This is a genomic window from Mycolicibacterium fluoranthenivorans (assembly GCF_011758805.1).
GTDB classification, from domain to species: Bacteria; Actinomycetota; Actinomycetes; order Mycobacteriales; family Mycobacteriaceae; genus Mycobacterium; species Mycobacterium fluoranthenivorans.
In genome coordinates this window covers 149666-175013 of the sequence record NZ_JAANOW010000002.1, presented here as the reverse complement: position 1 = coordinate 175013, position 25348 = coordinate 149666, and the positions used below count along the sequence as shown (strand labels likewise).

25 protein-coding genes are annotated in these 25348 nt (G+C 67.0%); 13 read left to right on the top strand and 12 right to left on the bottom strand.

All coding sequences use genetic code 11. The features are described 5' to 3' along the window. Positions 1–4: 4 nt before the first annotated feature. Together FHU31_RS18915 and mhpA are read right to left on the bottom strand one after the other, a co-directional pair. Positions 5–880, bottom strand: coding sequence for an alpha/beta fold hydrolase (locus FHU31_RS18915; protein WP_167161445.1), 876 nt, complete (start codon positions 878–880; stop codon positions 5–7). Continuing rightward, positions 877–2481, bottom strand: coding sequence for a bifunctional 3-(3-hydroxy-phenyl)propionate/3-hydroxycinnamic acid hydroxylase MhpA (mhpA, locus tag FHU31_RS18910; RefSeq protein WP_167161443.1), 1605 nt, complete (start codon positions 2479–2481; stop codon positions 877–879). The genes FHU31_RS18915 and mhpA overlap by 4 nt, the downstream gene beginning before the upstream one ends. A gap of 108 nt (positions 2482–2589) precedes the next feature. On the opposite strand from mhpA, the gene FHU31_RS18905 reads away from it, so the two are divergent. The 4 genes from FHU31_RS18905 (at position 2590) to dmpG (ending at position 6007) form a co-directional block, all read left to right on the top strand. Next, complete coding sequence (locus tag FHU31_RS18905; RefSeq protein ID WP_090353056.1) at positions 2590–3228, top strand: TetR/AcrR family transcriptional regulator; 639 nt, start codon at positions 2590–2592, stop codon at positions 3226–3228. Next, a complete protein-coding gene (locus tag FHU31_RS18900; protein ID WP_167161441.1) occupies positions 3228–4016 on the top strand; it encodes a 2-keto-4-pentenoate hydratase in 789 nt (262 codons plus the stop codon). Before FHU31_RS18905 ends, FHU31_RS18900 begins: the two co-directional genes overlap by 1 nt. A 75-nt stretch (positions 4017–4091) precedes the next feature. Further along, a complete protein-coding gene (locus FHU31_RS18895; RefSeq protein WP_263988232.1) occupies positions 4092–4982 on the top strand; it encodes an acetaldehyde dehydrogenase (acetylating) in 891 nt (296 codons plus the stop codon). After that, complete coding sequence (gene dmpG, locus FHU31_RS18890; protein ID WP_167161437.1) at positions 4979–6007, top strand: 4-hydroxy-2-oxovalerate aldolase; 1029 nt, start codon at positions 4979–4981, stop codon at positions 6005–6007. Before FHU31_RS18895 ends, dmpG begins: the two co-directional genes overlap by 4 nt. A gap of 224 nt (positions 6008–6231) precedes the next feature. Here the strand turns inward: dmpG and FHU31_RS18885 are convergent, their stop codons facing one another. Genes FHU31_RS18885 through FHU31_RS18875 form a run of 3 tightly spaced genes read right to left on the bottom strand, consistent with a single transcriptional unit; the run spans position 6232 to position 8001 of the window. Further along, a complete protein-coding gene (locus tag FHU31_RS18885; RefSeq protein WP_167161435.1) occupies positions 6232–6522 on the bottom strand; it encodes a DUF1330 domain-containing protein in 291 nt (96 codons plus the stop codon). A gap of 4 nt (positions 6523–6526) precedes the next feature. After that, on the bottom strand, positions 6527–6724 hold the full coding sequence (locus FHU31_RS18880) for a ferredoxin (RefSeq protein ID WP_090353048.1): 198 nt from the start codon (positions 6722–6724) through the stop codon (positions 6527–6529). Beyond that, positions 6721–8001, bottom strand: coding sequence for a cytochrome P450 (locus FHU31_RS18875; protein WP_167161433.1), 1281 nt, complete (start codon positions 7999–8001; stop codon positions 6721–6723). Before FHU31_RS18875 ends, FHU31_RS18880 begins: the two co-directional genes overlap by 4 nt. 166 nt (positions 8002–8167) lie before the next feature. Between FHU31_RS18875 and FHU31_RS18870 the strand changes: the two genes are divergently transcribed. From FHU31_RS18870 to FHU31_RS18855, 4 genes are read left to right on the top strand one after another with little or no spacing between them, the layout of a single operon-like run. Beyond that, entirely contained in the window at positions 8168–8833 is a 666-nt protein-coding gene (locus tag FHU31_RS18870; protein WP_167161431.1) for a TetR/AcrR family transcriptional regulator, read from the top strand. A 2-nt stretch (positions 8834–8835) separates the two neighbouring features. Continuing rightward, the gene (locus tag FHU31_RS18865; RefSeq protein ID WP_167161429.1) at positions 8836–10137 is read left to right on the top strand and encodes an acyl-CoA dehydrogenase family protein; all 1302 of its coding nucleotides are present in this window, start codon (positions 8836–8838) and stop codon (positions 10135–10137) included. After that, positions 10134–11153: a phosphotransferase family protein gene (locus FHU31_RS18860; RefSeq protein WP_167161427.1), complete on the top strand. Its 1020-nt coding sequence runs from the start codon at positions 10134–10136 to the stop codon at positions 11151–11153. Before FHU31_RS18865 ends, FHU31_RS18860 begins: the two co-directional genes overlap by 4 nt. Continuing rightward, complete coding sequence (locus tag FHU31_RS18855; protein WP_167161425.1) at positions 11150–12136, top strand: NADPH:quinone oxidoreductase family protein; 987 nt, start codon at positions 11150–11152, stop codon at positions 12134–12136. Before FHU31_RS18860 ends, FHU31_RS18855 begins: the two co-directional genes overlap by 4 nt. On the opposite strand, the gene FHU31_RS18850 is transcribed toward FHU31_RS18855, so the two are convergent. Then, complete coding sequence (locus tag FHU31_RS18850; protein ID WP_167161423.1) at positions 12120–12983, bottom strand: cyclopropane mycolic acid synthase family methyltransferase; 864 nt, start codon at positions 12981–12983, stop codon at positions 12120–12122. The two genes, FHU31_RS18855 and FHU31_RS18850, sit on opposite strands and share 17 nt — an antisense overlap. Before the next feature lie 312 nt (positions 12984–13295). Here FHU31_RS18850 and FHU31_RS18845 point away from each other — a divergent pair, with 312 nt between their 5' ends. From FHU31_RS18845 to FHU31_RS18825, 5 genes are all read left to right on the top strand, one after another. Beyond that, positions 13296–14051, top strand: coding sequence for a DeoR/GlpR family DNA-binding transcription regulator (locus FHU31_RS18845; protein WP_167161421.1), 756 nt, complete (start codon positions 13296–13298; stop codon positions 14049–14051). Between the two features lie 82 nt (positions 14052–14133). After that, the gene (locus FHU31_RS18840) at positions 14134–15636 is read left to right on the top strand and encodes an amino acid permease (protein WP_167161419.1); all 1503 of its coding nucleotides are present in this window, start codon (positions 14134–14136) and stop codon (positions 15634–15636) included. Continuing rightward, a complete protein-coding gene (locus FHU31_RS18835) occupies positions 15633–17057 on the top strand; it encodes an FGGY family carbohydrate kinase (protein ID WP_167161417.1) in 1425 nt (474 codons plus the stop codon). Before FHU31_RS18840 ends, FHU31_RS18835 begins: the two co-directional genes overlap by 4 nt. Then, a complete protein-coding gene (locus tag FHU31_RS18830) occupies positions 17058–18470 on the top strand; it encodes an NAD(P)/FAD-dependent oxidoreductase (RefSeq protein ID WP_167161415.1) in 1413 nt (470 codons plus the stop codon). Then, entirely contained in the window at positions 18467–19711 is a 1245-nt protein-coding gene (locus FHU31_RS18825; RefSeq protein WP_167161413.1) for an NAD(P)/FAD-dependent oxidoreductase, read from the top strand. The genes FHU31_RS18830 and FHU31_RS18825 overlap by 4 nt, the downstream gene beginning before the upstream one ends. Positions 19712–19717: 6 nt before the next feature. Here the strand turns inward: FHU31_RS18825 and FHU31_RS18820 are convergent, their stop codons facing one another. From FHU31_RS18820 to FHU31_RS18795, 6 genes are all read right to left on the bottom strand, one after another. Next, positions 19718–20221, bottom strand: coding sequence for a hypothetical protein (locus FHU31_RS18820; protein WP_167161411.1), 504 nt, complete (start codon positions 20219–20221; stop codon positions 19718–19720). Next, positions 20218–20859 carry a TetR/AcrR family transcriptional regulator gene (locus FHU31_RS18815; RefSeq protein ID WP_167162845.1) on the bottom strand — a complete coding sequence of 214 codons (642 nt, stop codon included), beginning with the start codon at positions 20857–20859 and terminating at the stop codon, positions 20218–20220. Before FHU31_RS18815 ends, FHU31_RS18820 begins: the two co-directional genes overlap by 4 nt. A 167-nt stretch (positions 20860–21026) precedes the next feature. Beyond that, positions 21027–22175, bottom strand: coding sequence for an acyl-CoA dehydrogenase family protein (locus FHU31_RS18810; protein ID WP_167161409.1), 1149 nt, complete (start codon positions 22173–22175; stop codon positions 21027–21029). Between the two features lie 15 nt (positions 22176–22190). Continuing rightward, positions 22191–23336, bottom strand: coding sequence for a thiolase family protein (locus FHU31_RS18805; protein ID WP_167161407.1), 1146 nt, complete (start codon positions 23334–23336; stop codon positions 22191–22193). Between the two features lie 3 nt (positions 23337–23339). Continuing rightward, on the bottom strand, positions 23340–24134 hold the full coding sequence (locus FHU31_RS18800; protein WP_167162842.1) for an enoyl-CoA hydratase/isomerase family protein: 795 nt from the start codon (positions 24132–24134) through the stop codon (positions 23340–23342). A gap of 2 nt (positions 24135–24136) precedes the next feature. Beyond that, on the bottom strand, positions 24137–25348 hold the full coding sequence (locus tag FHU31_RS18795) for a CaiB/BaiF CoA transferase family protein (protein WP_263988212.1): 1212 nt from the start codon (positions 25346–25348) through the stop codon (positions 24137–24139).

Sequence of the window (25348 nt, the reverse complement as noted above, 5' to 3'; positions counted from 1 at the left end):
GGTGTCACCCCCGAGCCAGCGTCGAGTCGGGCTGCAGGAAGTCGGTGACCAGTCGATTGAAGAGCGCTGCGCGTTCCCACTGCATCCAGTGGCCGGTGTGGGAGGTCATCACCAGTTCTGCGTTGGGCAGGGTGTTGAGCAGCGTGGGCCCACCGTGGGGTCGGTTGACCTTGTCGTCGCGGCCCCACAACACCAGCGTCGGGTTTGGCAGAGTCTTCAGCCGCTGGTCACGGGTGAGGTCCATCCGCCAAAGGGTGCGCAACGCCGTTGGCCCCGACGGGCGCCGAAGTGGAGGCGCTGCCACCACAGCGGGGTCGATGGAGGCCAGGTAGCGCTGTTCGATGAGTTCATCGGGAACTGCGGCCCCGTCGTACACGAGGTAGGTGCGGACGAACGACGCAAGCTTCTCGCGGCTGGGCCCTTCGCCCCCGTAGTACGCGAACAGGCTTTTGAGGCCGGCCGTCGGGAGGGCGCGAGTCGTGCCTATCCCGCCGGGGCCCATCAGAACCAGCTTTCCGACACGGTTGGGTGTGTCGAGCGCAAGACGCAAGGCTGCCGCGCCGCCATAGGAGTTGCCGACCAGATGTGCTGTGTCGACGTCGAGTTGGTGCAGCAGGCCCCGGATCATTGTTGCGAGGTAACCGAACGGGTCGGAATGGTCGAAGTTCTTGGTCGAGCGGCCATATCCGGGCAGGTCGGGAACGATGACCCGGAAGTGCTGTGCGAGTGCGTCAATGTTGCGTGAATAGTTCGACACTCCCGACGCCCCTGGTCCACCGCCATGAAGCAGGACCACCGGCGTTCCGGTGCCGGACTCCACGTAGAAGATCGGGTTGCCCGCCACGGAGACGGTGTTCTCGAGGAGTGCGTGGCTTGTCATGCGGTGGCTCCGGTTCTGGTCGAGGGGGCGGCAGCGGCCTTGCCGCAGCCGGCTAGGCCGTGCGGTGGCGGCGGCAGCGGCTCATCGGATTGGGCTGCGCCGTAGACGAATCCGTCGGGGCGCAGCACCACGGCAGCCGCCCCGTGGGCGGCCAGCCAGGTGTTCAATGCGCCAGTTCTGTCGACAACTGTGCCCGGCGCCGGGGGCACGGTGGCGCGATGCACTGCCAGACTGGGTATTCCCAGTTGCTCCCAGCGCTGAGCACCGGGCGGTTTCTGCCCCGTGTACAGCAGCGTCCAACGACCGCCGATGATGTCGTCGAGCCGCGCCGTGGCGCACTCGCCGTCGACCACGAGTGGTTGCGGTATCAGTCGACCGGTTGCGAGATGCGGGTTTGTGGCAAAGAAGCCACGCGCGTAGTGCGGTTCGGGCACCCAGTAGAACCGCTGTCCCGCTCGTATCAAGCCCGGCACGCGACTGAGCGTGCGCAGCACGTGATTGCGGACGGCAGCGACCCACTGCCGACGCTCGGTAATGACCCGGCCGACGAAGACGGCGCGGCGGGTCACCTCGGTCACGTGTGGCTGTCGTTCGACCTGATAGGAGTCCAGAAGTTCTTCGGATGCCTGGCCCCGCACCACTGCGGCCAGTTTCCAGCACAGATTGGCCACGTCTCGCACGCCGGCGCACATGCCCTGGCCGATCCACGGCGGCATCGCGTGCGCAGCGTCACCGGCCAGGAACACTCGTCCGGCCCGCCACCGGTCGGCCACACGTACGTGGTGGCTGTAGATGACGGATCGCAGGATCTTCACGTGCTGCTCGGTGATGCCCTGATCGTTGAGGACTTTCCAGATCGCTTCGGGTTGAAGAAGGGTGCGATCGTCCTCACCGGCCAGGGCGGGGAACTCCCAACGATGATGCCCCAGGGGCGTCGGGCAATCGACGGTGGGGCGGGCGGGGTTGCAGTGAAACCGCAACGCGTCGTGGTTCTCCCACGGTTGCAGCATCTCGGTATCGATGACCACCCACCGTTCGGCGTAGGTGCGCCCCGCATAGCCGATGCCGAGTTGACCTCGGATGGCCGACCCGCCACCGTCTGCGGCGATCACATACGACGCGGTCAGCCGTTTGAAGGTGTCGGTCTTCAGGTCGGCCAACATCAACTCGACCTTGTCGCCCTTAGTCAACACCCGCAGACACTCGTGCTCCAGTAGCACTTCGACATTGGGAAAACGCCCCACACCCTCGCGCAGGACCTGATCCACCGCCGGCTGGTAGATGAACTGTTGAGGCGGGTGCCCCGATCCGCGTGGGGTCAACGCCAGTCGGACGAACGGTCTCCCCGTGGAGTCCACAAATGTCAGCGGGCGGTTGGGCAGCATGTCGCGCTGCAGCTGTTCGGCCAACCCCACCGACTGCCATATCCGCAGCACTTCCTCATCAATCGAGATGGCCCGGGCGCGGCCGAAGATGTCCGGATCACGCTCCAAGACAACGACTTTGAGACCGAGCTGACCGAGGAGGTTGGCGGCCGTCGCGCCCGACGGACCGTAACCGACAATCGCGACGTCGTAGTTCTTTTCCTCAGCCAAGGCCATCCTCGTTCACCAGATCTATCGTGTAGTGATCACTACGGTAATGTAGTGATCGATACGGTAGAGTGTTACGAAAGCCACGTCAACCCCCTGAACGCGAGGAGCGTCACCATGCCAACCGAGAAGCCGCAACGCGCGAACACCCGGCGGCACAGACTCGATGGCGCGGCGTCACGCGCGCGAATCGTCGACGCTGCCGCGGAGATCGCGGCCGTACGCGGTTACGAGGGCACCGGTATCGCCGCGGTCAGCGCGAAATGCGGGCTGCCGGCGAGTTCGATCTACTGGCATTTCAAAGACAAGGACGACCTGATCGCCGCAGTTATCGAGCGGAGCTACGACGAATGGCTTCGAAGCTGGCAGTTGCCCGACGAGGGTTCGCCACTGGACCGACTGGTGGCCATGGTGACGCAGATCGCCAAGGCACTTTCGGATTCGCCGGACTTTCTGCGACTGGGGCTCATGCTGTCACTGGAGCGACGTCCGGTCGAACCGCGAGCGCGGTCGATGTTCCTGGAGGTACGCGCCAATGCGGTTGACAGCGTCTCCCGCGCCATCGTCGATCTCGTACCCGGGCTCACCGCGGACCAAATCCGTCGACTGTCGACCTATGCGGTAGCCGGCGCCGACGGACTGTTCATCGCCAAGGAAATCGATGGCGACGCTCTCGATTTGGTGGCGATGTTCGAACAGCACGCGCTGGCACTGTACGGGCTCGCAGAGCGCATGGCCAGTGAGAACTCGCAGTAATGGCATTGAGCGACAACATGATCAACACCGCCGCGGCGGTGTTGGAGACCGCACAGAGAAGCCGGGTCCCGGCTCCGCCACTCACCGAGTCCTATCCCGGATTCACCCAGGGCGACGCCTACGCGGTTCAGCAGGTCAACCTGGACCGCAGGCTGGCGCAAGGACGCGTCGTCGTTGGCCACAAGGTCGGGTTGACCTCGGCGGCAATGCAACAGCTCCTCGGGGTCGATCAGCCTGATTTCGGCTACATCCTCGATGACATGGTCGTGCCCGACAACGCTGTCGTCGCGGCCGACCAGTTCTGTGCTCCCCGGGTGGAACCCGAGGTGGCATTTCTGCTCCGGGCTCCACTGCGCGGTCCCCATGTCACTGTCGAAGAGGTGTATGAGGCCACAGAGTCGGTGGCCTCAGCACTGGAAATCGTCGACAGCCGCATCGCGGACTGGCGGATCACCCTGCCTGATACCGTCGCCGACAACGCCAGCTGCGGCGCGGTGGTTCTAGGCACTTGGGTGCCCTACCATCACCACCTCCATCTACCCGGGCTCGGCGCATCACTGCTGATCAACGGAGTTGAAACCGATACCGGCATGGGGACGGCGGTGATGGGTGACCCCGCTGCGGCGGTGGCCTGGCTCGCCAACGCACTGGCCGCGTTCTCGGTAGCCATCGAGCCCGGACAGTTCGTGATGTCTGGCTCGTTCACCTCCGCGCGCTTCATCCACGCAGGCGACACCGTTACCACCGATATCACCGGGCTCGGTGCGGTCTCACTCAGGTTCAGCTGAAGGATTGACATGACAACACAACATCAGTGGCCGGTCGCCGTCATCGGCTCGGGCAACATCGGCACCGATCTCATGATCAAGATCATGCGCAGTGACGGGCCGTTGACCATGGCTGCGATGGTCGGCATCGACCCGGAATCAGACGGATTGGCCCGAGCACGACGCCTCGGCGTAGCCACCTCATCCGGTGGGATCGACGGCCTTCTCACGATGCCTGAGTTCGACGGAGTTCGAATCGTCTTCGACGCGACATCGGCGAACGCTCACCGCGTCAACTGGAACATGCTGCAGAACACCGGAGTACGGGTGCTCGACCTCACCCCGGCAGCGCTGGGTCCCTACTGTGTGCCGGCGGTCAACCTTGACGAGCATGTCGACGAATACAACCTGAACATGGTCACCTGCGGCGGGCAGGCCACCGTGCCCATCGTCTCCGCCGTGGGACAGGCCGGGACCGTCTCCTACGCCGAGATCGTATCCGCGATCTCGGCGAGATCAGCGGGCCCCGGAACCCGGGCGAACATCGATGAGTTCACCGAAACAACCTCTGCAGCACTGGAAGTGGTGGGCGGCGCCCGGCGCGGCAAAGCCGTGATGGTGGTCAACCCGGCCGATCCGCCGATCTTGATGCGTAACACTGTCTACTGCCTTGTCGATGGCGACGCAGACCACGCCGCCATCGAGGAGGCGGTAGAGGACATGATCGCCAAGGTCGGCACCTATGTTCCCGGGTATCGACTCAAACAGCGCGTGCAGTTCGAGACGTTCGGCAGCCACAACGCGCTCTATATACCAGAAACCGGCAGTTTCACAGGTACCCGGGTAACGGTGATGCTGGAAGTCGCGGGTGCAGCACATTACCTGCCTGCCTACGCGGGCAACCTCGACATCATGACGTCAGCAGCCAAGTCCACCGCCGAACGGATCGCCGCCATAGACAACGAGATCTCGGGAGACACACCATGATTTATGACCTCTACATCAGTGACGTCACGCTACGCGACGGGATGCACGCCATCCGGCACCAGTACAGCATCAGCCAGGCGGTCACCATCGCGAAAGCACTCGACGCCGCCGGCGTGGACTCCATCGAAGTCGCCCACGGTGACGGGTTGGGCGGATCGAGTTGCATCTACGGATTCGGCGCCCACACCGACATTGAGTGGATCGAGGCAGTGGCCACTGCCGTGCACCGCGCCAAGATCGCCACACTGCTACTTCCCGGTATCGGAAGCGTGCGGAGATTGAAAGATGCCCACCGCGCCGGCGCAAGCGTCGTCCGCGTCGCCACACACTGCACGGAAGCCGACATCGCTGCCCAACACATCGCGGCAGCGCGTGATTTGGATATGGATACGGTCGGCTTTCTGATGATGAGCCATATGACCACACCGCATGCACTCGCCGAGCAAGCCAAGCTCATGGAGGGCTACGGCGCGACCTGCGTCTACATCGTGGACTCAGGTGGCGCCATGACTATGCGTGACATCGCCGAACGTGTCGATGCACTGGCCCAGACCCTGCAGCCCACCACCACAATCGGCATCCACGCCCATCACAACCTCTCGCTGGGCGTCGCGAACTCCGTCGTCGCAGTCGAGCACGGCGCTCGCCGCGTCGACGCCTCGCTGACCGGCATGGGCGCCGGAGCCGGCAACGCACCGCTGGAAGCCTTCGTCGCCACCGCGAACCGGATGGGCTGGCAACATGGTTGTGACCTGCACGCGATGCAGGACGCCGCCGACGATCTCGTCCGTCCGCTGCAAGACCGACCGGTGCGGGTAGACCGCGAAACGCTGAGTCTGGGCTATGCCGGCGTGTACTCCAGCTTCCTTCGCCATGCCGAGGCCGCCGCAGCTCGCTACGGTCTCGACGCTCGTACCCTCATCGAGGAGGCTGGCCGCCGCGGCATGGTGGGCGGCCAAGAGGACATGCTCGTCGACATCGCCCTTGATTTGACCGCACCACGGCACCACCCCGCCCCGCTATGAGGCAAGAACGCTATCCGCGACAACGCACACAAGTCATATCGATGCCCAAAGCCCTGATCCACCGATGCACTGCCTTTTGATCGGTGCAGCCCCGACCAGACCTGATCTCGGCGACCATCCGCACCACCCGCGGTCCCGCCCAACCCCGGGCCGACCGGCGAACGCGCCCAATGGTGGTGGTACCCACCCTTCGAACCACCACCACCGTCCGGCGAAGTCGGCCCCTAGGTGCCGAATCCGTTGAGGATCACCCCGTTACACGTCGCGGCGGTCTGCCGCAATGCGACGGCGGCCTGATAAGCATCCGAGTAGTACCAGTCGGTGGCCGCCTGCACGGATTCGAATTCCAGCAGCACCGTCTGCGTGGTCTCCCAGGTGCCCTCGATGACGGTCGGCTTCCGGTCGACCGCCAGAATGGTGGCACCGGCCATCGCCGGACCGGCCGCCTTCGCGTACTCCCCCATGCCCGCCGGGTCGGTGATCGTCTCGGTCAGCAGGACGTAACCTTTTGCCACGCTTCTAGTCTCCTTCTGTGATGCTGATTGCTTGTTCGGGACACCATTCGACGGCATCCCTGACACCGGAGACATAGTCGTCGGGCACCTCATCGAGAAGCACTTCTGCGTAGCCACCGTCGGCCAGGGTGAACACCTCAGGGCACGCCGTCAGGCACATCCCGTGACCGCGGCACCGGTCCTCGTCGACCGAGACTCTCACGTGTCGAACTCCAGGTGCAGATCGACCAGCCCGCGCAGGATGAACGTCGGGATGTACCTGTACCGGCGGCTGTCGGCAGAACCGTGCTTGTCCTCGGCGATCCGGATATCGGTGGTGCGGTCCAGCAGTCGCTCCAGGGCCACTTTGGTTTCCGCGCGGGCCAGCGGTGCACCCGGGCAGCTGTGGATGCCTCGCCCGAAGGCCAGATGCTGGCGAGCGTTCTTGCGGGCCGGGTCGAAGGTGTCGGGATCGGAGAACCGGCGTGGGTCGCGGTTGGCGGCGCCGTTGAGCACCATGACGGTGGTACCCGAACCGAGCTCGGTCTCGCCGACAGTCACGGGGCAGCGCGACAACCGGAAGTCACCCTTGACCGGGCTCTCGATCCGCAACGCCTCCTCGATGAAATTCGGTATGAGGCTGCGATCTTCGCGTAACGCGGCCTGGACCGCGGGCTGCTCGGCGATGACTTTCAGGGCCGTGCCCAGCAGGCGGACGGTCGTTTCCTGGCCTGCGGAGAAGACATTCGTCGCCACCCGGGCGACATCACCGACGTCGGGGATGGAGCCGTCCGGGAAGGTCGCGGTCGCCATCCCGGTCATCACGTCGTCACGTGGGTTCTCGCGCCGCTCCGAGACGTAGGACGCGAACAGGTCATAGAGGAATTCCAGCGGGCTGTGCGCCAGGGCTTCGTCGCCGGTACCCCCGACCCCGCCGCCCGCGTTGTGGCTGATGCCATCGATGAAGCTGTCCCGATCTTCTTCCGGGATACCCAGCAGATCGGCGATCACCAGCAAGGTGAACGGGCTCGCGAAGCCCTTGATGAACTCACCCCGGCCGCCATCGAGGAAGGTGTCGAGCACCTCGTCGGCGAGCTTCCACATCGCGTCCTCGTTCTCCTTGAGGCGCTTGGGGGTGATCAAACGCATGAGCAGCGCACGGTGATCGGTGTGGGTCGGTGGGTCCAGCGTCGGCAGCTGATCGCTGAACGGAAGCTCGTTGCGGTGCTTCTCGATGAGGGCGTTGACCTCATCCTTGGTCAGGCCTTCCAACGGCACCGGAAACCCCGGGAACGGACCGGTGACCGACGTGACCGAGGAGAACGTGTCGGCGTCGTTGTAGACCTGGACGGCCTCGTCCCAGCCGGTCACCATGGTCACGCCGTGTGGGCCGTTCCGGTGAACCGGGCAGCCACTGCGCAGCGCCTCGAAATACGGGTAGGGATCCTCGACCAGCTGCGGGTCCCGGAAGAAATCCAACTCGGTCAGGCCGTCCGCCATCTGTGCTCCGTTTCGGCAATCTCATTCGACGAGAATGTAATTCTCATCTTTGCGTATCAGGTTTCCACAGTGGCCGAACTCCGTCAACGGGCGCGTACCGTTCTCGTCGGACCGACGCCGAAAGTTGACCCTGGTCAAATATGACCGCCGGAGTTATCGTGCTGATATGCCGGGTTCCCGCGCGGTGTCCGCGCCTGACCGTGGTCAGCGTCGCGCCTCCCTGGCACAGGCCAGGTCCAAGGAGACCAAACGTGCGCTGGTACAGGCGGCGATGGCCCTGTGGCGCACCAGCGGGTACGCGACCACCACCGTGGCCGATATCTGCAGGGCCGCCGGCGTCTCCAAGGCGCTGTTCTACTTCTACTTCCCGCGCAAGGAGGACGTGCTGTTCGAGGTGGGCGTGATGTCCACCCGGTCGGCTCAGCGCGTCGTCGCTGACATGCTCGTCGGTGACTACGACATGCCCGCGGTCATCGCCGCGGCGCTGTCGGATCTGGAGCGGTCCATGGCCCGCAATCCACGCGAGTTGATCATCGAGACGATTCTCGAGGGCTACCGCCACGAACACCGGATCATGGCGGATACCGCCGGCGGACTCGGCCGCGACACCCCCGACCTCGACAGCGGGATGTTCACCGCGCTGTTCGACCGTGCCGTCGCCGACGGAAAACTGCCCACCCACACCGATGTCACACACCTGGCCTATCTGGCCATGACGCTGGTCAGTGAGGGCGCCCGACATTGGGCCGCCGGCGCGTTCGGAAACCGTCCCTTCGCCGACGTGGTCGGCGCAGACATCGTCACCCTCATCGCCGGATATCAAAGGAGCTAGCCATGGCATGGGATTTCGACACCGATCCGCAGTTCCAGGAACTACTGGACTGGGCCGATGACTTCGTGCGGGACGAGGTCGAACCACTCGATCTGATCTGGCCGCATCTGCAGTTCACCCCGCTCGACGACACCCGCCGCGCCGTGGTGGATCCCCTCAAGGAACGGGTACGCCAGAAGGGGCTGTGGGCCACCCATCTCGGACCGGATTTGGGTGGGCAGGGATACGGACAGCTGAAACTCGCTCTGCTGAACGAGATCCTGGGCCGCTCGCAATGGGCGCCGGTCATCTTCGGCTGCCAGGCACCCGATACGGGCAACGCCGAGATCATCGCGCACTACGGCACCCCCGAACAGAAGGAACGCTATCTGCGTCCGCTGCTCGACGGGGAGGTCTTCTCCTGTTACTCGATGACCGAGCCCCAGGGCGGGGCCGACCCCACCCAGTTCAAGACCGCCGCGGTGCGCGATGGGGATGATTGGGTCATCAATGGGTACAAGTTCTTCTCCTCGAACGCCTCCACCTCGTCCTTCCTCATCGTCATGGTGGTGACCAATCCGGATGTCAGCCCCTACCAGGGCATGTCGATGTTCCTGGTGCCCACCGACACCCCCGGGGTGACCATCGAACGCAACTGTGGGCTGTACGGCGAGTCCGACGGTCAGGGCTCCCACGCACTCATCCACTATGACAATGTGCGGGTGCCGGATTCGGCGCTGCTCGGTGGTGAGGGCCAGGCCTTCGTCATCGCCCAGACGCGACTGGGCGGCGGGCGGATCCACCACGCCATGCGCACCATCGGCCTGTCGCAGAAGGCACTCGACATGATGTGCGAGCGGGCGCTCAGCCGCCAGACCGCGGGCAGCCTACTGGCCGACAAGCAGGCCATCCAGGCCTATATCGCCGATTCCTACGCCCAACTCACCCAGTTCCGGCTCCTGGTGCTCTACACCGCGTGGGAGATCGACAAATACAACGACTACAAGAAGGTGCGCAAGGACATCGCCGCGGTCAAGGTGGTGATGCCGACGGTGCTGCACGACATCGCCTGGCGGGCCATGCAGGTGCACGGCGCACTCGGCGTCACCAACGAGATGCCCTTCCTCGGCATGGTCACCGGGGCCGCGGTGATGGGGTTGGCCGACGGACCCACCGAGGTGCACAAGACCACGGTGGCCAAGCAGGTGCTGCGGGGCTATTCGGCGAGCGACGATCTGTGGCCCTCCGAGTGGATTCCGCGCAAACGCGAAGCCGCGCAGGCCAAGTACGCGCAGTTCCTGGAACTGGAGGTCGGCAACCTGTGACGCTGGACATCACCCGGCTGTCGACTTGGCTGGACGAGGCCGACATCCCCGGCAAGGGTGAGCCGACCGATATCCAGTTCCTTTCCGGCGGTACGCAGAACGTCATCTACCGCATCACCCGAGGAGAGCACGAGTGCGTCCTGCGGATGCCTCCGCCGGGCGCACCGGCCGACCGCGACAACGGCATTCTCCGGGAGTGGCGCATCATCGAGGCGCTCGACGGCACCGACGTCCCGCACACCAAAGCGGTCGGGGTCTGTTCGGACCCGAAGGTTCTGGGCCGGCCCTTCTACCTCATGGGGTTCGTCGACGGGTGGTCGCCGATGGACTCGCGGCACTGGCCTGAGCCGTTCAACTCCGATCACTCGCTGCGGCCGGCGCTGGCCTATCAACTGGCCGAGGGAATCGCGCTGCTGTCCCAGGTGGACTGGCAGGCCCGGGGATTGAGCGATCTGGGCCGCCCCGACGGCTATCACGACCGTCAGGTCGCGCGCTGGACCGGCTTCTATGACCGGATCAAAGCCCGTGAGCTGGACGGCCTCGCGGTCGCGACGGAGTGGTTGCGCACGCATCGCCCACTGGATTTCATCCCCGGCCTGATGCATGGCGACTACCAGTTCGCCAACGTGATGTACCGGCACGGCGCGCCGGCCACACTCGCTGCGATCGTGGACTGGGAGATGGGCACCGTCGGCGATCCGAAACTCGATCTGGCATGGATGGTGCAGGGCTGGCCGGTTGACACCGGCGCGCCCGAGGCCGCCGAGTCGGGATATGTCGACATGCAGGGCATGCCCTCACAAGATCAGGTGGTCGCGCACTACGCCGAGGTGTCCGGACGCCAGGTCGACGATGTGGACTACTACCTGGTGCTGGCGAAGTGGAAGCTTGCGATCGTGCTGGAGCAGGGATTTCAACGCGCCGGCGATGACGAGAAGCTGCTGGCGTTCGGGCCGGTGGTCGCCGATCTGATGCGCTCGGCGGCCGAACTCGCCGAGGCCAGCGACTACCGGTGAGAGCGGCCGTCTGCCCGTTCTACGGACCACCCGAGGTGGTGCAGGTCCGTGCCGTCCCGGCCCCCGTCCTGACCCCTGGTCAGGTGCGTGTCGATATCCGGGCGTCGGCGGTGAACTTCCCTGACGTGTTGCTGGTCGCCGGCGAGTACCAGATCAAGGTCCCGCCCCCGTTCGTCCCCGGCAGCGAGTGCGCCGGCGTCGTCAGTGAAATATCTTCCGGGGTGCCGGGTTTCGCGGTCGGCGACCGGGTGACGGCCACCGGTATGTTCGGCATGTTCGCCGAGCAGGTGTGCCTGTCGAGCGCCGCGCTCGCCCACCTCCCCGACACGATCGATGATCACACGGCGGCCGCATCCGGGGTCGCGTATCGCACCGCCCATCACGCGTTGCGCTCGGCGGCACGGATACAGGCCGACGACGAGGTGATCGTGCTGGGCGCCGGCGGTGGCGTCGGGTTGGCGGCCGTGCAACTGGCCACAGCGCTGGGCGCCCGGGTGACCGCGGTCGCTTCCTCGGCGGAGAAGCTCTCCACCGCAAGGCAATACGGTGCGCACGCGGTGGTCAACCACCGCGCCGGCGAGCTGCGAGCCGCTCTGCGGGACGCGGTGCCCGATGGCGCCCACGCCGTGCTGGACCCGGTGGGTGGCCACCTGTCCGAGCCCGCGCTGCGCGCGCTGCGCCGCGGCGGCCGGTTCGTCACCGTCGGCTACGCATCCGGCACCATCCCGCACATCCCGCTGAACCTGGTGCTGGTGAAAGGTGTTGTGCTGCGGGGCTTCCAGTTCCAGGACGTACCACCCGAGGAGTTCGCCCGCAACGAGGCGGAACTGGCCACGTTGCTGGCCACCGGCGCGGTGCAGCCCCACGTCGGCGCGGTCTATCCGCTCGAGGAAGCGGCCGCGGCGCTGCGGCATGTCGCCGACGGGCGGGCGGTCGGGAAGGTGATCGTGCAGGTCGCCGGGACGCCTACTTCTCCATGGTGAACTGGACGACGTCCATCTGGCGATTGCGGAACAGATCGGCGCATCCCGTCAGGTACTTCATGTAACGGTCGTAGACCTCCACGGACTGGATGGCGATCGCCTCGTCTCGATGCGCCTGCAGGTTCTGCGCCCAGATGTCGAGGGTCTTGGCGTAATGCGGTTGCAGCGACTGCTCACGGGTGACCCGAAAGCCGGCGGCATCGGCGTGCTGCTCGACCTTCTCGATCGACGGCAGCCGCCCGCCCGGGAAGATCTCGGTGAGGATGAACTTGGCGAACCGGGCCATCGCCCAGGTCAACGGAATGCCCAGTTCCTTCGCACGGTCGGGATGGAGCGCGGTGATGGTGTGCAGCATCATCACGCCGTCGGAGGGCAGCAGGTGGTAGGCCTTCGCGAAGAAATCGGTGTACCGGTCGAAGCCGAAGTGCTCGAAAGCCCCGATGGATACGATCCGGTCCACCGGCTCGTCGAACTGCTCCCACCCCTGCAGCAGCACCCGCCGGCTGCGGGGCGTGTCGAGTTCGTCGAAGCCGGCGTGGACATGGGCGGCCTGGTTCTTGGACAGCGTCAGCCCGACGACGTTGACGTCGTACATCTGGAGCGCGCGGCGCAGCACCGCGCCCCAGCCGCAGCCCACATCGAGCAGTGTCATACCCGGTTGCAGTCCGAGCTTGCCCAGCGACAGGTCGACCTTTGCCAGTTGAGCCTCGGCGAGCGTCATATCGTCGCGCTCGAAGTAGGCGCAGCTGTAGATCTGCGAAGGGTCCAGGAAAAGCCGGAAGAAGTCGTCGGACAGGTCATAGTGCGCCTGGACGTCTTCGAAGTGCGGTCTCATCGATTCAGTCATGGCCTGCGGCCTTTCGCTACGCGTGCGGCGCGGTTGAGCCATTCGACTTGAGATCGATCGTCACACCGTTGTGGCCATCAAAGTTGGGACCGACACACGGACGCCGTATACGTCCTCGGCGCCGCACTGCTGCCGATCCTCATGGTAGGCGACGGCGGTGATACGCGAGCTGCGGCGAGAGACGAATCCGCGGCCGGCCAATCGGCGCCTCATCACGCGCTGCACTGAGCCCCCGCTCCGCTTGACGGCCCACGGTCAGTAACCCACACTTACAGGCATTTGCAGTCAATAATCCACACAAGGTGGGCGCGCATGCTTCCGGTTGTCCGGCACGACGCCATCGTCGACGCGGTCAATACCGCCTCGACGATCAGTACCGACGAACTCGTCCGCATGCTCGGCGTCTCCGCCGAGACCGTGCGCCGCGACCTGGCCCTGCTCGAGGAACGCGGGGCGCTGCGGCGGGTGCACGGCGGGGCCGCCACCGTAGCCCGTGGCGAGGAACCGTCGTTCACCGAACGCGCCGGCATCCACCACCGGGCCAAGGCCGATATGGCCAGGGTCGCGGCCGGGCTGCTGGAGTCCGGGCAGACCGTCGTCATCGACCTCGGCACCACCGCCGTCGAAGTCGCCCGCGCGATCCCGCACGGCTGGCGCGGCACCGTGGCCACCCCGTCGCTGCTGGTGGCCGTCGAGCTGGCGGGTCGTCCCGGGATCACCGTCCTGGTGTGTGGCGGCCGCGTTCGCGGGGGCGATCTGGCGTGCTCGAATGCACACGCCAAGGCGATGTTCGCCGAGCTGTACGCCGATATCGCCTTCATCGGGTCCGGCGGGGTCGACGCGGCCGCGGGTCTGACCGACTATCACCTCGACGAGGTCGACGTTCGGCGCACCATCATCGCCAACAGCGCCCGCTCGTTCATCCTGGCCGACTCGTCGAAGCTCGGCCAGATCGCACCGCATCGCGTCTGCGGGCTGGATGCGGTCAGCGGGCTGATCACCGATCAGCACAACCCGGCTCTCACCGAAGCCATCCACGAAGCGGGAGGTGCCGTGCTGTCAGCGTGACAGCCTCCGGAAATGGGTGCGGGCGGCGTTGCAGCGCCGCCCGCGGGACCGAACATTCAAAACCAGTCAGAAAGCACGATCCATGACACATGATTCCACATCGTCGGGCGGCCAAGAGCCGTCCGGCGTCGCCCGCTTCGGCTACCGCGAGTCCTTCGAGCGCACCACCGGCCGGTTCGCTTCCTTCGCCGTGGCCTTCGCCTTCGTCTCCATCGCCACCGGCATCTTCACCACATACGGAAGTGTCCTGAATTCCTCAGGGCCACTGGGTATCTGGACCTGGCCCATCGTGGTGGTCGGCCAGCTCGCCGTCGCACTGCTCATCGGTGCACTGGCCGCCCGCATCCCGGTCACCGGATACGCCTACCAATGGGTGTCCCGGCTGGCCAATCCCGTGCTCGGCTGGATCACCGGCTGGATCTCGTTCACCTTCCTGGCCATCGTCGTCATCGCCGTCGATTACACCGTCGCCGCCACCGTGCTGCCGGCCCTGTTCGGGTTCCAGGGCACACCCGCCACCGCATTTCTCATCACGGCGACCGTGCTCGTGCTGCAGGCTGTGCTGGTGGGTCTGTCGACGACATGGACCGAACGGGTCAACAACTTCGCGGTGACCGCCGAACTCGTCGGAATGGTCGCGCTGGTCGCGCTGCTGCTCATCGTCGGCGTCATCGCGCACAAGCTCGACGTCGGCAACCTGTTCTCCACCGGCGAGGTGTCCCCCGAGCAGTACTGGAGCTTCGGCACCGCGACCTCGGCCGGCCCGTGGATGCTCGGGTTCCTGTTGGGCGCCTTCACCATCGTCGGCTTCGAATCCGCCGCGAACCTTGCCGAAGAGACGAAGCGGCCGGAGGTGGTGGTCCCCCGCGCCATGTGGCAGGCCGTGCTGGCGTCGGGCGTGCTCGGTTTCCTGTTCCTGCTCGTGGTGACGGCCGCGGTCGGCAACCCGGGCGAACTCGCCCAATCCGGGACACCGATCGCCGACGTCATCCAGGACATCCTCGGGTCCTTCGTGGGCACCGCCCTGCTGGTGCTGGTGGCCATCGCGATCTTCGCCTGCGGTCTGGTGATCCTGATGACCGGCGTTCGACTGGTCTGGGCCATGTCGCGGGACGAGCGGTTCCCCGGCTGGCAGGTGCTGGGCACCGTGTCACCCCGGTTCAAGACACCGCTGAACGCCACGGTGTTCATGACCGTCGTCGCGGCGGCGATCCTCGGCCTGTTCTCGACCAGTACCGACGCCCTGTTCAAACTCTTCTCCGCCGCCACGCTGCTGCCGGCGATCATCTACACGATCACGGTGGCGCTGTACATCGCCAAACGTCGGCAGTTACCCACCAGTGCCGGGTTCAGCCTGGGCCGCTTCGAACTGCCGATCATCATCGTCGCGGTGGTGTGGCTGCTGTTCGAGCTCTCGCTGTTCCGGGACGCCTCCTTCCGCGATCCCTGGCTGTATGTCCTGGTGATGGTCGCAGTCGGCGCCGTCTACCTGGCGTTCCTGCTGATCACCCGCGGCACGCGCGGATTGCGCATGCCCGAGATGCGGTCCATCGACGCAGAACTCGACGGGGTGGCCACGCCGTGACGGTGCTCGCCATCGATCAGGGCACCTCGGGAACCAAGGCCATCGTGGTGGACCCCGCCGACGGGGTGTGCGGGGTCGCGGAAATCCCGGTGCATCCGCGGTATCTCGACGGCGGCGGGGTGGAACAGGATCCGGCCGAGCTGCTGGCGTCGGTGCTGACCGCCGGCCGGGCGGCCGTCGCCGATGCCGGCCGGCCGATCGACGCGGTGTCCCTGGCCAATCAGGGCGAGACCGTACTGGCCTGGGATCCTGACACCGGGCGCCCGCTGACGCCGGCGATCGTGTGGCAGGACCGGCGTGCCGAGGCACTGTGCGCCGGCCTGTCCGAGCACCGCGAAACACTGGCCGCGCGTACGGGTCTGGTGCTCGACCCGTACTTCTCCGCGCCCAAGATGGCGTGGCTGCGCCGCACCATGGAGGCCGCCGGGGTGGTGACCACCTCGGACACCTGGCTGCTGCACCAACTGACCGGCGAATTCGTCACCGATGCCACCACCGCCAGCCGGTCGCTGCTCACCGACCTGGGTGGCGACGGCTGGAGCCCCGACCTCCTGGAGATCTTCGGGCTGTCCGGGGAGGCGATGCCACGGATCGCCGGCAACGACGAGATCATCGGTATGACTTCGACTTTCGGGGCCGAGATGCCGGTCGGCGGTATCGTCGTCGACCAACAGGCGGCCCTGCTGGCCGAAGAGTGCCTGGAGGCCGGCACCGCCAAGTGCACGTTCGGCACCGGTGCGTTCCTGCTCGCCAACACCGGAACCGTCCCGGTGTTCTCCAGTACCGGGCTGACGTCCTCGGTGGCCTGGCGGGTGGCCGGACAGGACACCTTCTGCGTGGACGGGCAGGTCTACACCGCGGCCTCCGCGGTGCGGTGGCTGGCCTCGCTGGGGATCATCTCCGGTGCCGCCGATCTGGATCCGGTGGCCGCCGCCGACAACGGCGGTGTGCTCTGTGTGCCCGCGCTGGCGGGGCTGGCCGCACCGTGGTGGCAATCGAGCGCCACCGCAACGTTTTCCGGGATGACACTGGCCACCGAACGTGGCCATCTGGTGCTGGCGCTGCTCCAGGGCATCGCCGCGCAGATCGGGGAACTGGTGTCGGCCATCGGACCGCAGACCACGCTGACCCGCCTGCGCGCCGACGGCGGACTGACCCAATCGACGGTGCTCATGCAGGCATGCGCCGACATCCTGCAGGTACCCGTCGACGTCTACCCGTCCCCGCACGCCACCGCACTGGGCGCCGCTGCGCTGGCCGAACTGAGCCTGCACCCCGACCGCGGTGTGCGCGGCGTGATCCCCCGGTGGTCGGCGTCGGCGACCTTCGAGCCCGCCTGGGGCCCCGACCGCGCCACCGAATTCCGTTCGAGGTGGCGAACACTGGCCGCCACCACCTATTCGCATCACGAGGAACCCTGAGTGAACACCACCTATGACATCGTCGTCATCGGCGCCGGTATCGTCGGCGCCGCGATCGCCCGGGAGTTGTCCGGACACCAGCTCGCGGTGGCGCTGCTCGACGCCCGCGATGACGTCGGCGACGGCACCAGCAAGGCCAACACCGCCATCCTGCACACCGGTTTCGACGCCAAGCCCGGCACTCTCGAATCGGCCATGGTCAGCCGCGGCTACACCCTGCTGTCCGAATACGCCCGCCACACCGGCATACCCGTCGAGCACACCGGCGCGATCCTGGTGGCGTGGGACGACGAACAGCTCGACGCGTTACCCGGCCTGCGCGACAAGGCCGAGGCCAACGGGTACCGCCATTGCGAGATCATCGGCGCGGCCGAGGTCTACCAGCAGATCCCGCACCTCGGTGACGGCGCGCTGGGCGGCCTGACGGTGCCCGACGAGTCCATCATCTGCACGTGGACCGTGAACCTCGCCCTGGCGACCGATGCGGTCAACAGGGGCACCACCCTGCTGCGCGGATATCGGGTCGAAACCGTGGACATCGGAACCGAATTCACCACACTGCACACCAGTGCGGGCCCGGTCACGACCCGCTGGGTGGTCAACGCCGCCGGGCTGGGCGCGGACGTGATCGACGCCCGGTTCGGCTTCGACCGGTTCACCGTGACACCGCGGCGCGGTGAACTGATCGTGTACGACAAACTGGCCCGCGCCCTGGTGGACAAGATCGTGCTGCCCGTCCCCACCGCACGCGGTAAGGGTGTGCTGGTCAGCCCGACCATCTACGGCAACGTCATGCTCGGACCGACCTCGGAGGATCTGCAGGACCGCACCGCGACGGCCACCTCGGAGGCCGGCTTCGAGTTCCTGCTCGACAAGGGCCGCAGGCTCATGCCGGAACTGCTCGACGAAGAGGTGACCGCCACCTACTCCGGCCTACGCGCCGCCATCGACCACGGCGATTACCTGATCGCCGCCGATGCCCCCAAGCGCTACCTACTGCTGGGCGGTATCAGATCGACGGGTCTGACCGCCGGGATGGCGATCGCCGAGTACACCCTCGGCGAGTTGCGTTCGGCGGGGCTCGAACTCGTCCCCGGCGGCGAGCTGCCCGATCCACCGCGAATGCCGAACCTGGGTGAGGCGTTCACCCGTCCCTATCAGGATGCCGAGCGGATCGCCGCCGACCCCGCGTACGGCAAGATCGTCTGCTTCTGCGAGCGGGTCACCGCGGGCGAACTGCGCGACGCGTGCCGGTCGACCATCCCCCCGGCCGACCTCGACGGGTTGCGCCGGCGCACCCGCGTCATGAACGGACGCTGTCAGGGCTTCTTCTGCGGAGCAGAGGTGCAGGCCGTGGTCGACACCCTGTCCCCGGTGCCCGTCACCGTCCAGCCCGAGAGGATCCGCCAGTGACCAGCCCCCAGACCGCCGACGTCGTCATCGTCGGCGCCGGACCGGCCGGCCTGACCGCGGCCGCCGAACTCGCCCCCGGTCTCGATGTCGTTGTGCTCGAACGGGAATCGGCGGCCGGCGGTATCCCCCGGCACAGTGACCACCCGGGCTACGGGGTCCGGGACCTCACACGCTTCCTCAGCGGACCGGAGTATGCCCGCCGACTGGTCCGGCGGGCGACCGGCGCCGGGGCCGTCCTCCGCACCGACACCATGGTGACCGGATGGGCGGGCGAACGCTCCCTGGACGTGACGTCACCACAGGGCCGCTACCGCCTCGACGCCCGCGCCGTCATCCTCGCCACCGGCGCCAGGGAACGCCCGAGGCCGGCCCGGATGATCCCCGGCGACCGCCCGTCCGGCATCTACACCACCGGGCTGCTGCAGAACGTCGTGCATCTCAAGCACCGCGGCGTCGGCCGGCGCGCCGTCGTGGTCGGCGCCGAACTGGTCAGCTACTCGGCGGTCCTCACACTCACACACGCCGGCTGCGACACCGCGCTGATGACCACCACCCACCCGTCCCCGGAGTCCTACGCGGTGTTCAACATCGCCGGCCGGTCGCCGTTCCTGGGGCTGGACATCGCGACGCGCACCAGGGTGTCACGGATCATCGGCAAGCCCGCATTGGAAGCGGTCGAGGTCGAGAACCTCGATACCGGCCACCGTCGGATCATCGAGTGCGACACCTTGGTGCTCACCGGGGACTGGATTCCCGATCACGAGCTGGCCCGCGCCGCGGGACTGGACATGGACCCGAACACCCTTGGGCCGCTGACGGATACCGCGTTGCGTACCAGCCGTCCGGGCGTCTTCGCCGTCGGCAACCTGCTGCACCCGGTGGACACCGCCGATATCGCCGCACTCGACGGCAGGCACGTCGGCGAACCGGTGCGGGCCTTCCTTCGGGGCGCCACCGCGGCCGAGGACGGGCTGCGGCTGCGGGCCGAAGCGCCGCTGCGGTGGATCACGCCGGGCATCGTGCGCGCCGGCGATACCGCCCCGGCACGGCGAAGGCTGTTGTTGTGGACCGACGAACTGATCCGTATCCCCAGAGTGACGGTCAGACAGGACGGTCGAGTGATCGCCCGCAAGACACTGCCGTGGCCCGCGTCGCCGGGCCGGGTGTTCCGGGTGCCGTCCGATGTGCTCGACGGCGCCGACCCGCGGGGCGGACCGGTGACCGTGTCGGTACGTGGCTGAGGGCGGTCAGCTGGCGGGAACCAGATCGGCGGCCACGGCGGGACAGGACATCACCCCGCAGCGGAAGACCTCGACCCGCTCGACCGGCGCGGTCTCACCGAGGGCGGCCAACGCCTGCGCCTTGAACGCGCGGGCGGCGGCGCTGAGCTCGTGCAGCATCGAGTCGACGGTGCTGTCCAGCTCCCGCGGCCAGCGCTGGCCCCACAGGGTCACCTCGGTGTGGCCCTGTTCGAGGGCACCCAGCACGCCTTCACGCACGCGCGCATCCGTCACGAACAGATCGGCGGCCACCGCCACCGTCTGTGGGTGCGGACGCTCCTCCCACTCCCGCATGGCGGTATCCAGATCACCCGTCTCGACCCCGAGGATGCGCAGCGGGCGCAGGTCGTCATCCCCGGAGATCAGCACGGTGACATCCCAGCCGGCCATCACCCGGTCCACCAGCCAACCTCCCGCGGACCGCACCACGTCGGCCACACTGGGCGCCACCACATCGAGTCGGTACCTCATCGCGAACTCCTGCTCGGTTCCCGGACCCCGAAGTCGCGGGCCAGCGCTTCGGCGTATCCCTTGAACACCTCGGCTAGGGGAATTGAAGGATCGAGTAGCCATGCGGTCTCCATTCCGTTGACGAAGGCGAGAATCTCCACGGCCTTGATGGCCGCGTCGAGGTCTGAGCGGTAGCGGCCTTCGCGCTGACCACGGCGGATACCGTCGGCGACGATATTGACCGCGGCCTGCTGACGCGCCACCAGGCGGTCGTGCAGCGGAGCGTCGGGCTGGATGTTCTCCACCAGCAGCACGGTGAAGGTTCCCACCAGCGCGGGAGCCCGGTCGAAGCGCTCTGCGACGCGGGTGATCTGCGCGAGCAGATCCCCGGTGCGGTCGGCGTGGGTGTCATCGTCGAAGTCCCGGGCGTCGAGTACGGCGTGCAGCAGCGCTTCCTTGGACGCGAAGTGGTGCAACAGTCCGGCCGCACTGACGCCGGCCTCCCGCGCGATCTGCGCCAGCGACGTGTTGCGCCAGCCGTTGCGCGCCAGCAGGGTCTCCGCGGCGGCGAGAATGCGCTGCTTGCGGTCCTCACCTTTGGCGAGCAGCGACTCGTACGGCCGCGATCTCTGGGCCGGCCCCGCTGCCGCGGACGTCACTGTCACCGCTCTCCCTCACACTCGCAAACCAACCAACTGAACACACAGTAGGTTGGTTGAGGGGCTGTGACAAGGGTCTCACGTGACAAATTTCTCGACGGCTGTCACGCCGGGTTCCGCGACCCAGCGCTACGGCGTGGACGCCCGGCCGCCCTCCGCCCGGTGACCTACAGGCCCAGGTCCTTGGCGATGATCACCTTCATCACCTCGCTGGTCCCCGCGTAGATCCGGGCCACCCGGGCATCGGTGTAGAGCCGCGCGATCGGATACTCCATCATGTAGCCGTATCCCCCGAACAACTGCAGGCACCGGTCGATCACCCGGGCCTGCATCTCGGTGCAGAACAACTTCACCCGCGCCGCATCCGGCGCCGACAGCTCCCCGTCCACATGCAACGCGACGGCACGGTCCAGCATCGCCTGTGCGGCCTCGACCTCGGTCGAGCAGGCGGCAAGTTCGAACTTGGTGTTCTGAAAGGATGCCACGGGCGTGCCGAATGCCTTGCGGTCCTTGGTGTAGTCGATGGCCGCCGCGATCGCCGACCGGGCCTGGGCCACCGAACCGACCGCCACCGTCAGCCGCTCCTGGGGCAGGTTGTGGCCCAGGTAGCCGAACGCCTCGTCCACCTCGCCGAGCACATTGGCCGCGGGTACCCGCACATCGACGAAGGACAACTCGGCGGTGTCCTGCACCTTGCAGCCCATCTTCTCCAGTTCCCGGCCGCGGGTGAAACCGGGCATCCCGTCCTCCACCACGAACAGCGTCAGCCCCCGGCGCCGGTTGTCCGGATCGGTGGACGTGCGGGCCACCACGATGACGAGGTCGGCCTGCATACCGCCGGTGATGAAGGTCTTGGCGCCGTTGAGGATCCAGTCGTCACCGTCACGCACGGCGGTCGAGCGCATGCCGGCCAGATCGGACCCGGTGCCGGGCTCGGTCATGGCGACCGCGGTGAGCAGGGTGCCGTCGGCCAGCCCGGGGAACCAGCGCTTGCGCTGTTCCTCGTTGGCGTAGTGCAGGAAGTACGGCAGGATCACCTCGAGCTGGGTGCGTACCGTGGACAGGGTGACCAGCGCGCGGGCGGCTTCTTCCTGCAGCACCACGTTGTAGCGGTAGTCGGGCACCCCACCGCCGCCGTACTCCTCGTCGATGGCCATGCCCAGCATGCCCAGGGCGCCCATCTTCTCGAACACCTCGCGGGGCATCCGGCCGCCCTTCTCCCACTCGGGATAAGCCGGGACGACTTCCTTTTCGACGAAGTCGCGGGCCAGCTCGCGGAACGCCTCGTGGTCCTCGGTGAACAGATTGCGTTGCACGTGTTGCCCTTTCGACTAGAAGACGTACTCGACCAGTGTGGCGTTGGCGGTGCCGCCGCCTTCGCACATGGTCTGCAGCCCGTAGCGAATTCCGTTGTCGCGCATGTGATGGATCATCCGGGTCATCAGCACCGCGCCGGAGGCGCCGAGCGGATGTCCCAGGGCGATCGCCCCGCCCAGCGGGTTCAGCTTGGCCTCGTCCACGCCGGTCTCGGCCAGCCAGGCCAGCGGCACCGGCGCGAACGCCTCGTTCACTTCGAACACCCCGACCTCGTCGATCCCGACGCCGGCCTTGTGCAACACCTTCTCGGTGGCCGGGATGGGCCCGGTCAGCATCAGCACCGGGTCGGCACCGATCACCGCGCCGGCACGGTAGTACACCAACGGGGTGAGTCCCAGCTGCAGCGCCTGGTCGGCGGTCATCACCAGCAGCGCAGCCGCACCGTCGGAGATCTGAGACGAGTTGCCGGCGTGGATGATGCCGTCTTCGGTGAACGCGGGCTTGAGTCCGGCGAGCTTCTCGACCGTCGTGCCGCGACGGATGCCTTCGTCATCGGTGATCACGCCACCGTCGACGAAGACCGGCACGATCTGGTCCAGGAAGGCCCGGGCGTCCTGCGCGGCGGCGGCCCGCTCGTGGGACTGCGCCGAATACTCATCGCAGCGGGTACGCGACAGGTCCCATTTCTGGCAGATCAGTTCCGCCGAGATGCCCTGGTTGAACGAGAAACCGTCATAGCGGGCAAGCGCTTTCGGGCCGTAGGGCTGGCCGGTCTGGCGGGCCGCGCCCAGCGGCACCCGGCTCATCACCTCGACACCACCGGCGACCACGATGTCCTGCTGGCCCGACATCACCGCCTGCACCGCGAAATCCAAGGCCTGTTGGCTGGATCCGCAGGCCCGGTTGACCGTCGTGCCGGGGATGTGCTCGGGCCAGCCGGCGGCGAGCACCGCGTACCGGCCGATATTGCTGGATTGGTCGCCCACCTGCGACACGCAGCCCCACACCACATCGTCGATGAGGGCGGGCTCCACCCCGGTGCGTTCGACGAGTTCCTTGAGCACCACCGCGGACAGATCAGCGGCGTGCTGGTCGGACAGGCCGCCGTTGCGCTTTCCGACCGGGGTGCGTACGGCCCCGACGATGACGGTTTCACGCATGGGTTACTCCTTGGAGGTCTCGACGGCGGACGGTACCGCCCAGGTTCCGGTGAACGACGGGTCACGTTTGGCGGCGAACGCCGCGTACGCCTCCGCCGCGTCGATGGTGGCGAAATTGCCCGGCTGGGCGCGCGCCTCGTTGGCCAGCGCCTGGGCGAAACTCGCACTGGCGCCGTCGTTGAGCAGCGCCTTGCTCTGCGCCAGCGCGAACGGCGGTCCCCCGGCGAGTCGGTCGGCCAGTTCGCCGACGAATCCGTCGATCTCTTCGGCCGCCCGCACCCAGGTCACCAGGCCGAGTCGCAGTGCTTCGTCCGCCGATATCATGTCGGCCAGCATCACCAGTCGCTTGGCCTGTTGCAGCCCAACGAGTTTCGGCAGCAGCCAGGATCCCCCCAGATCGACCGACAGGCCGCGCTTGGAGAAGATCTGGCAGAACTTCGATTCCGGGGTGGCGACCACGAGATCGCAGCCCAGCGCCAGGTTCCAGCCGGCCCCGACGGCGACGCCGGTGACCTTGGCGATGGTCGGCACCGACAGGTGGTGCAGCGCCAGCGCGACATCGGTGAGCCGCTGCAGTTTGCGTCGCGGGTGGATGACCTCTCCGGTCCCGATATCGGCTCCCGAGCAGAAGGCTCCCCCGGCGCCGGTGAGGACCAGCGCCCGCACCGCGTCATCGGTGTCGGCGACGCGCAACGCCTCGGCCAGCGCGCCCCACAGCTCCGGGTCGAGGGCGTTCTTGCGTTCCGGCCGGTTCAGGGTCAACGTCCGCACACCGTCGCGGTCCTCGGCCAGCAGCACGCTCACCGGTACTCCGGACCGATCGCGCCGTCCGAGCGCAAGGCGGCGACGTCGTCGGCAGCGAAACCCAGCTCACCCAGCACCGCGTCGGTGTGCTGGCCCAGGCCCGGCACCGCACCCATCCCCATCTCGAAGCCACTGATCACCGGTGGCGGCAGGAGTGCGGAGATCGTCCCGTTCGGGGTACCGACCTCACGCCAGCGGTCCCGTGCCTTCAGGTGCGGGTGCGCGATGACCTCGCTGGGCAGGTTGTAGCGGGAGTTGCCGATCCCGGCCCGGTCCGCGGTCTCCTGAATATCCGCCAGATCGTGCTGGGCGCACCAGGATTCGATGGCGGCGTTGAGTTCGTCGCGGTGCGCGCAGCGGTCGGAGTTGGTGGCGAATCGCGCGTCATCGGCCAGGTCGGGGCGTTCGATGATCTCGCGGGCCAGCCGCTGCCACTCCCGGTCGTTGGTGGTGCCCAACACCACCGTCTGCCCGTCCCGCGTCGGGAACGAGCCGTACGGGGCGACCGCCGGTGAGCTCATGCCGAGCGGAATCTGGTCGATTCCGGAGTGCTGGGTGTAGGTCAACTGGTAGCCCATGATGTCGGTCATCGTGTCGAACAAGCTCACCGCCACCGAGGGCGCCGCCCCCGTGTCGCCCTGTCGCGCCCGCCCGAGCAGCAGCGCCATGATGGACAGCGCCGAATACAGGCCCGTGGTGATATCGGCGACCGCCGCCCCCGGTTTGGCCGGCATCCCGGCCTGACCGGTGGACGCGCACGATCCCGACTCCGCCTGCACCAACAGATCGTAGGCACGCTTCTCCGACAGCGGCCCGCCCGGACCGTAACCGTCGATCTCCAGTGAAATGACCTGTGGGTGGCGCTCTTTCAGATCCTCAGGGGCCAGCCCGAGCCGGGCCGTGGCGCCGGGGGCCAGATTGGACACGAACGCGTCGGCTCGGGAGAGCAGCCGGTGCAGCACCTCCATCCCCGCCGGGGACTTGAGGTTCAGCGTGACCGATTCCTTGCCCCGGTTCGCCCACACGAAATGCGCGGCCTGCCCCAGCACCACGTCGTCGTAGTCGCGGGCGAAGTCACCGCCCTCGGGGTTTTCGATCTTGATCACCCGGGCGCCGAAGTCGGCCAGGACCCGGGTGCACATCGGCGCGGACACCGCCTGCTCCATGGCAACGACGGTGATGCCGGACAGCGGCGCGGTACTGGTCAC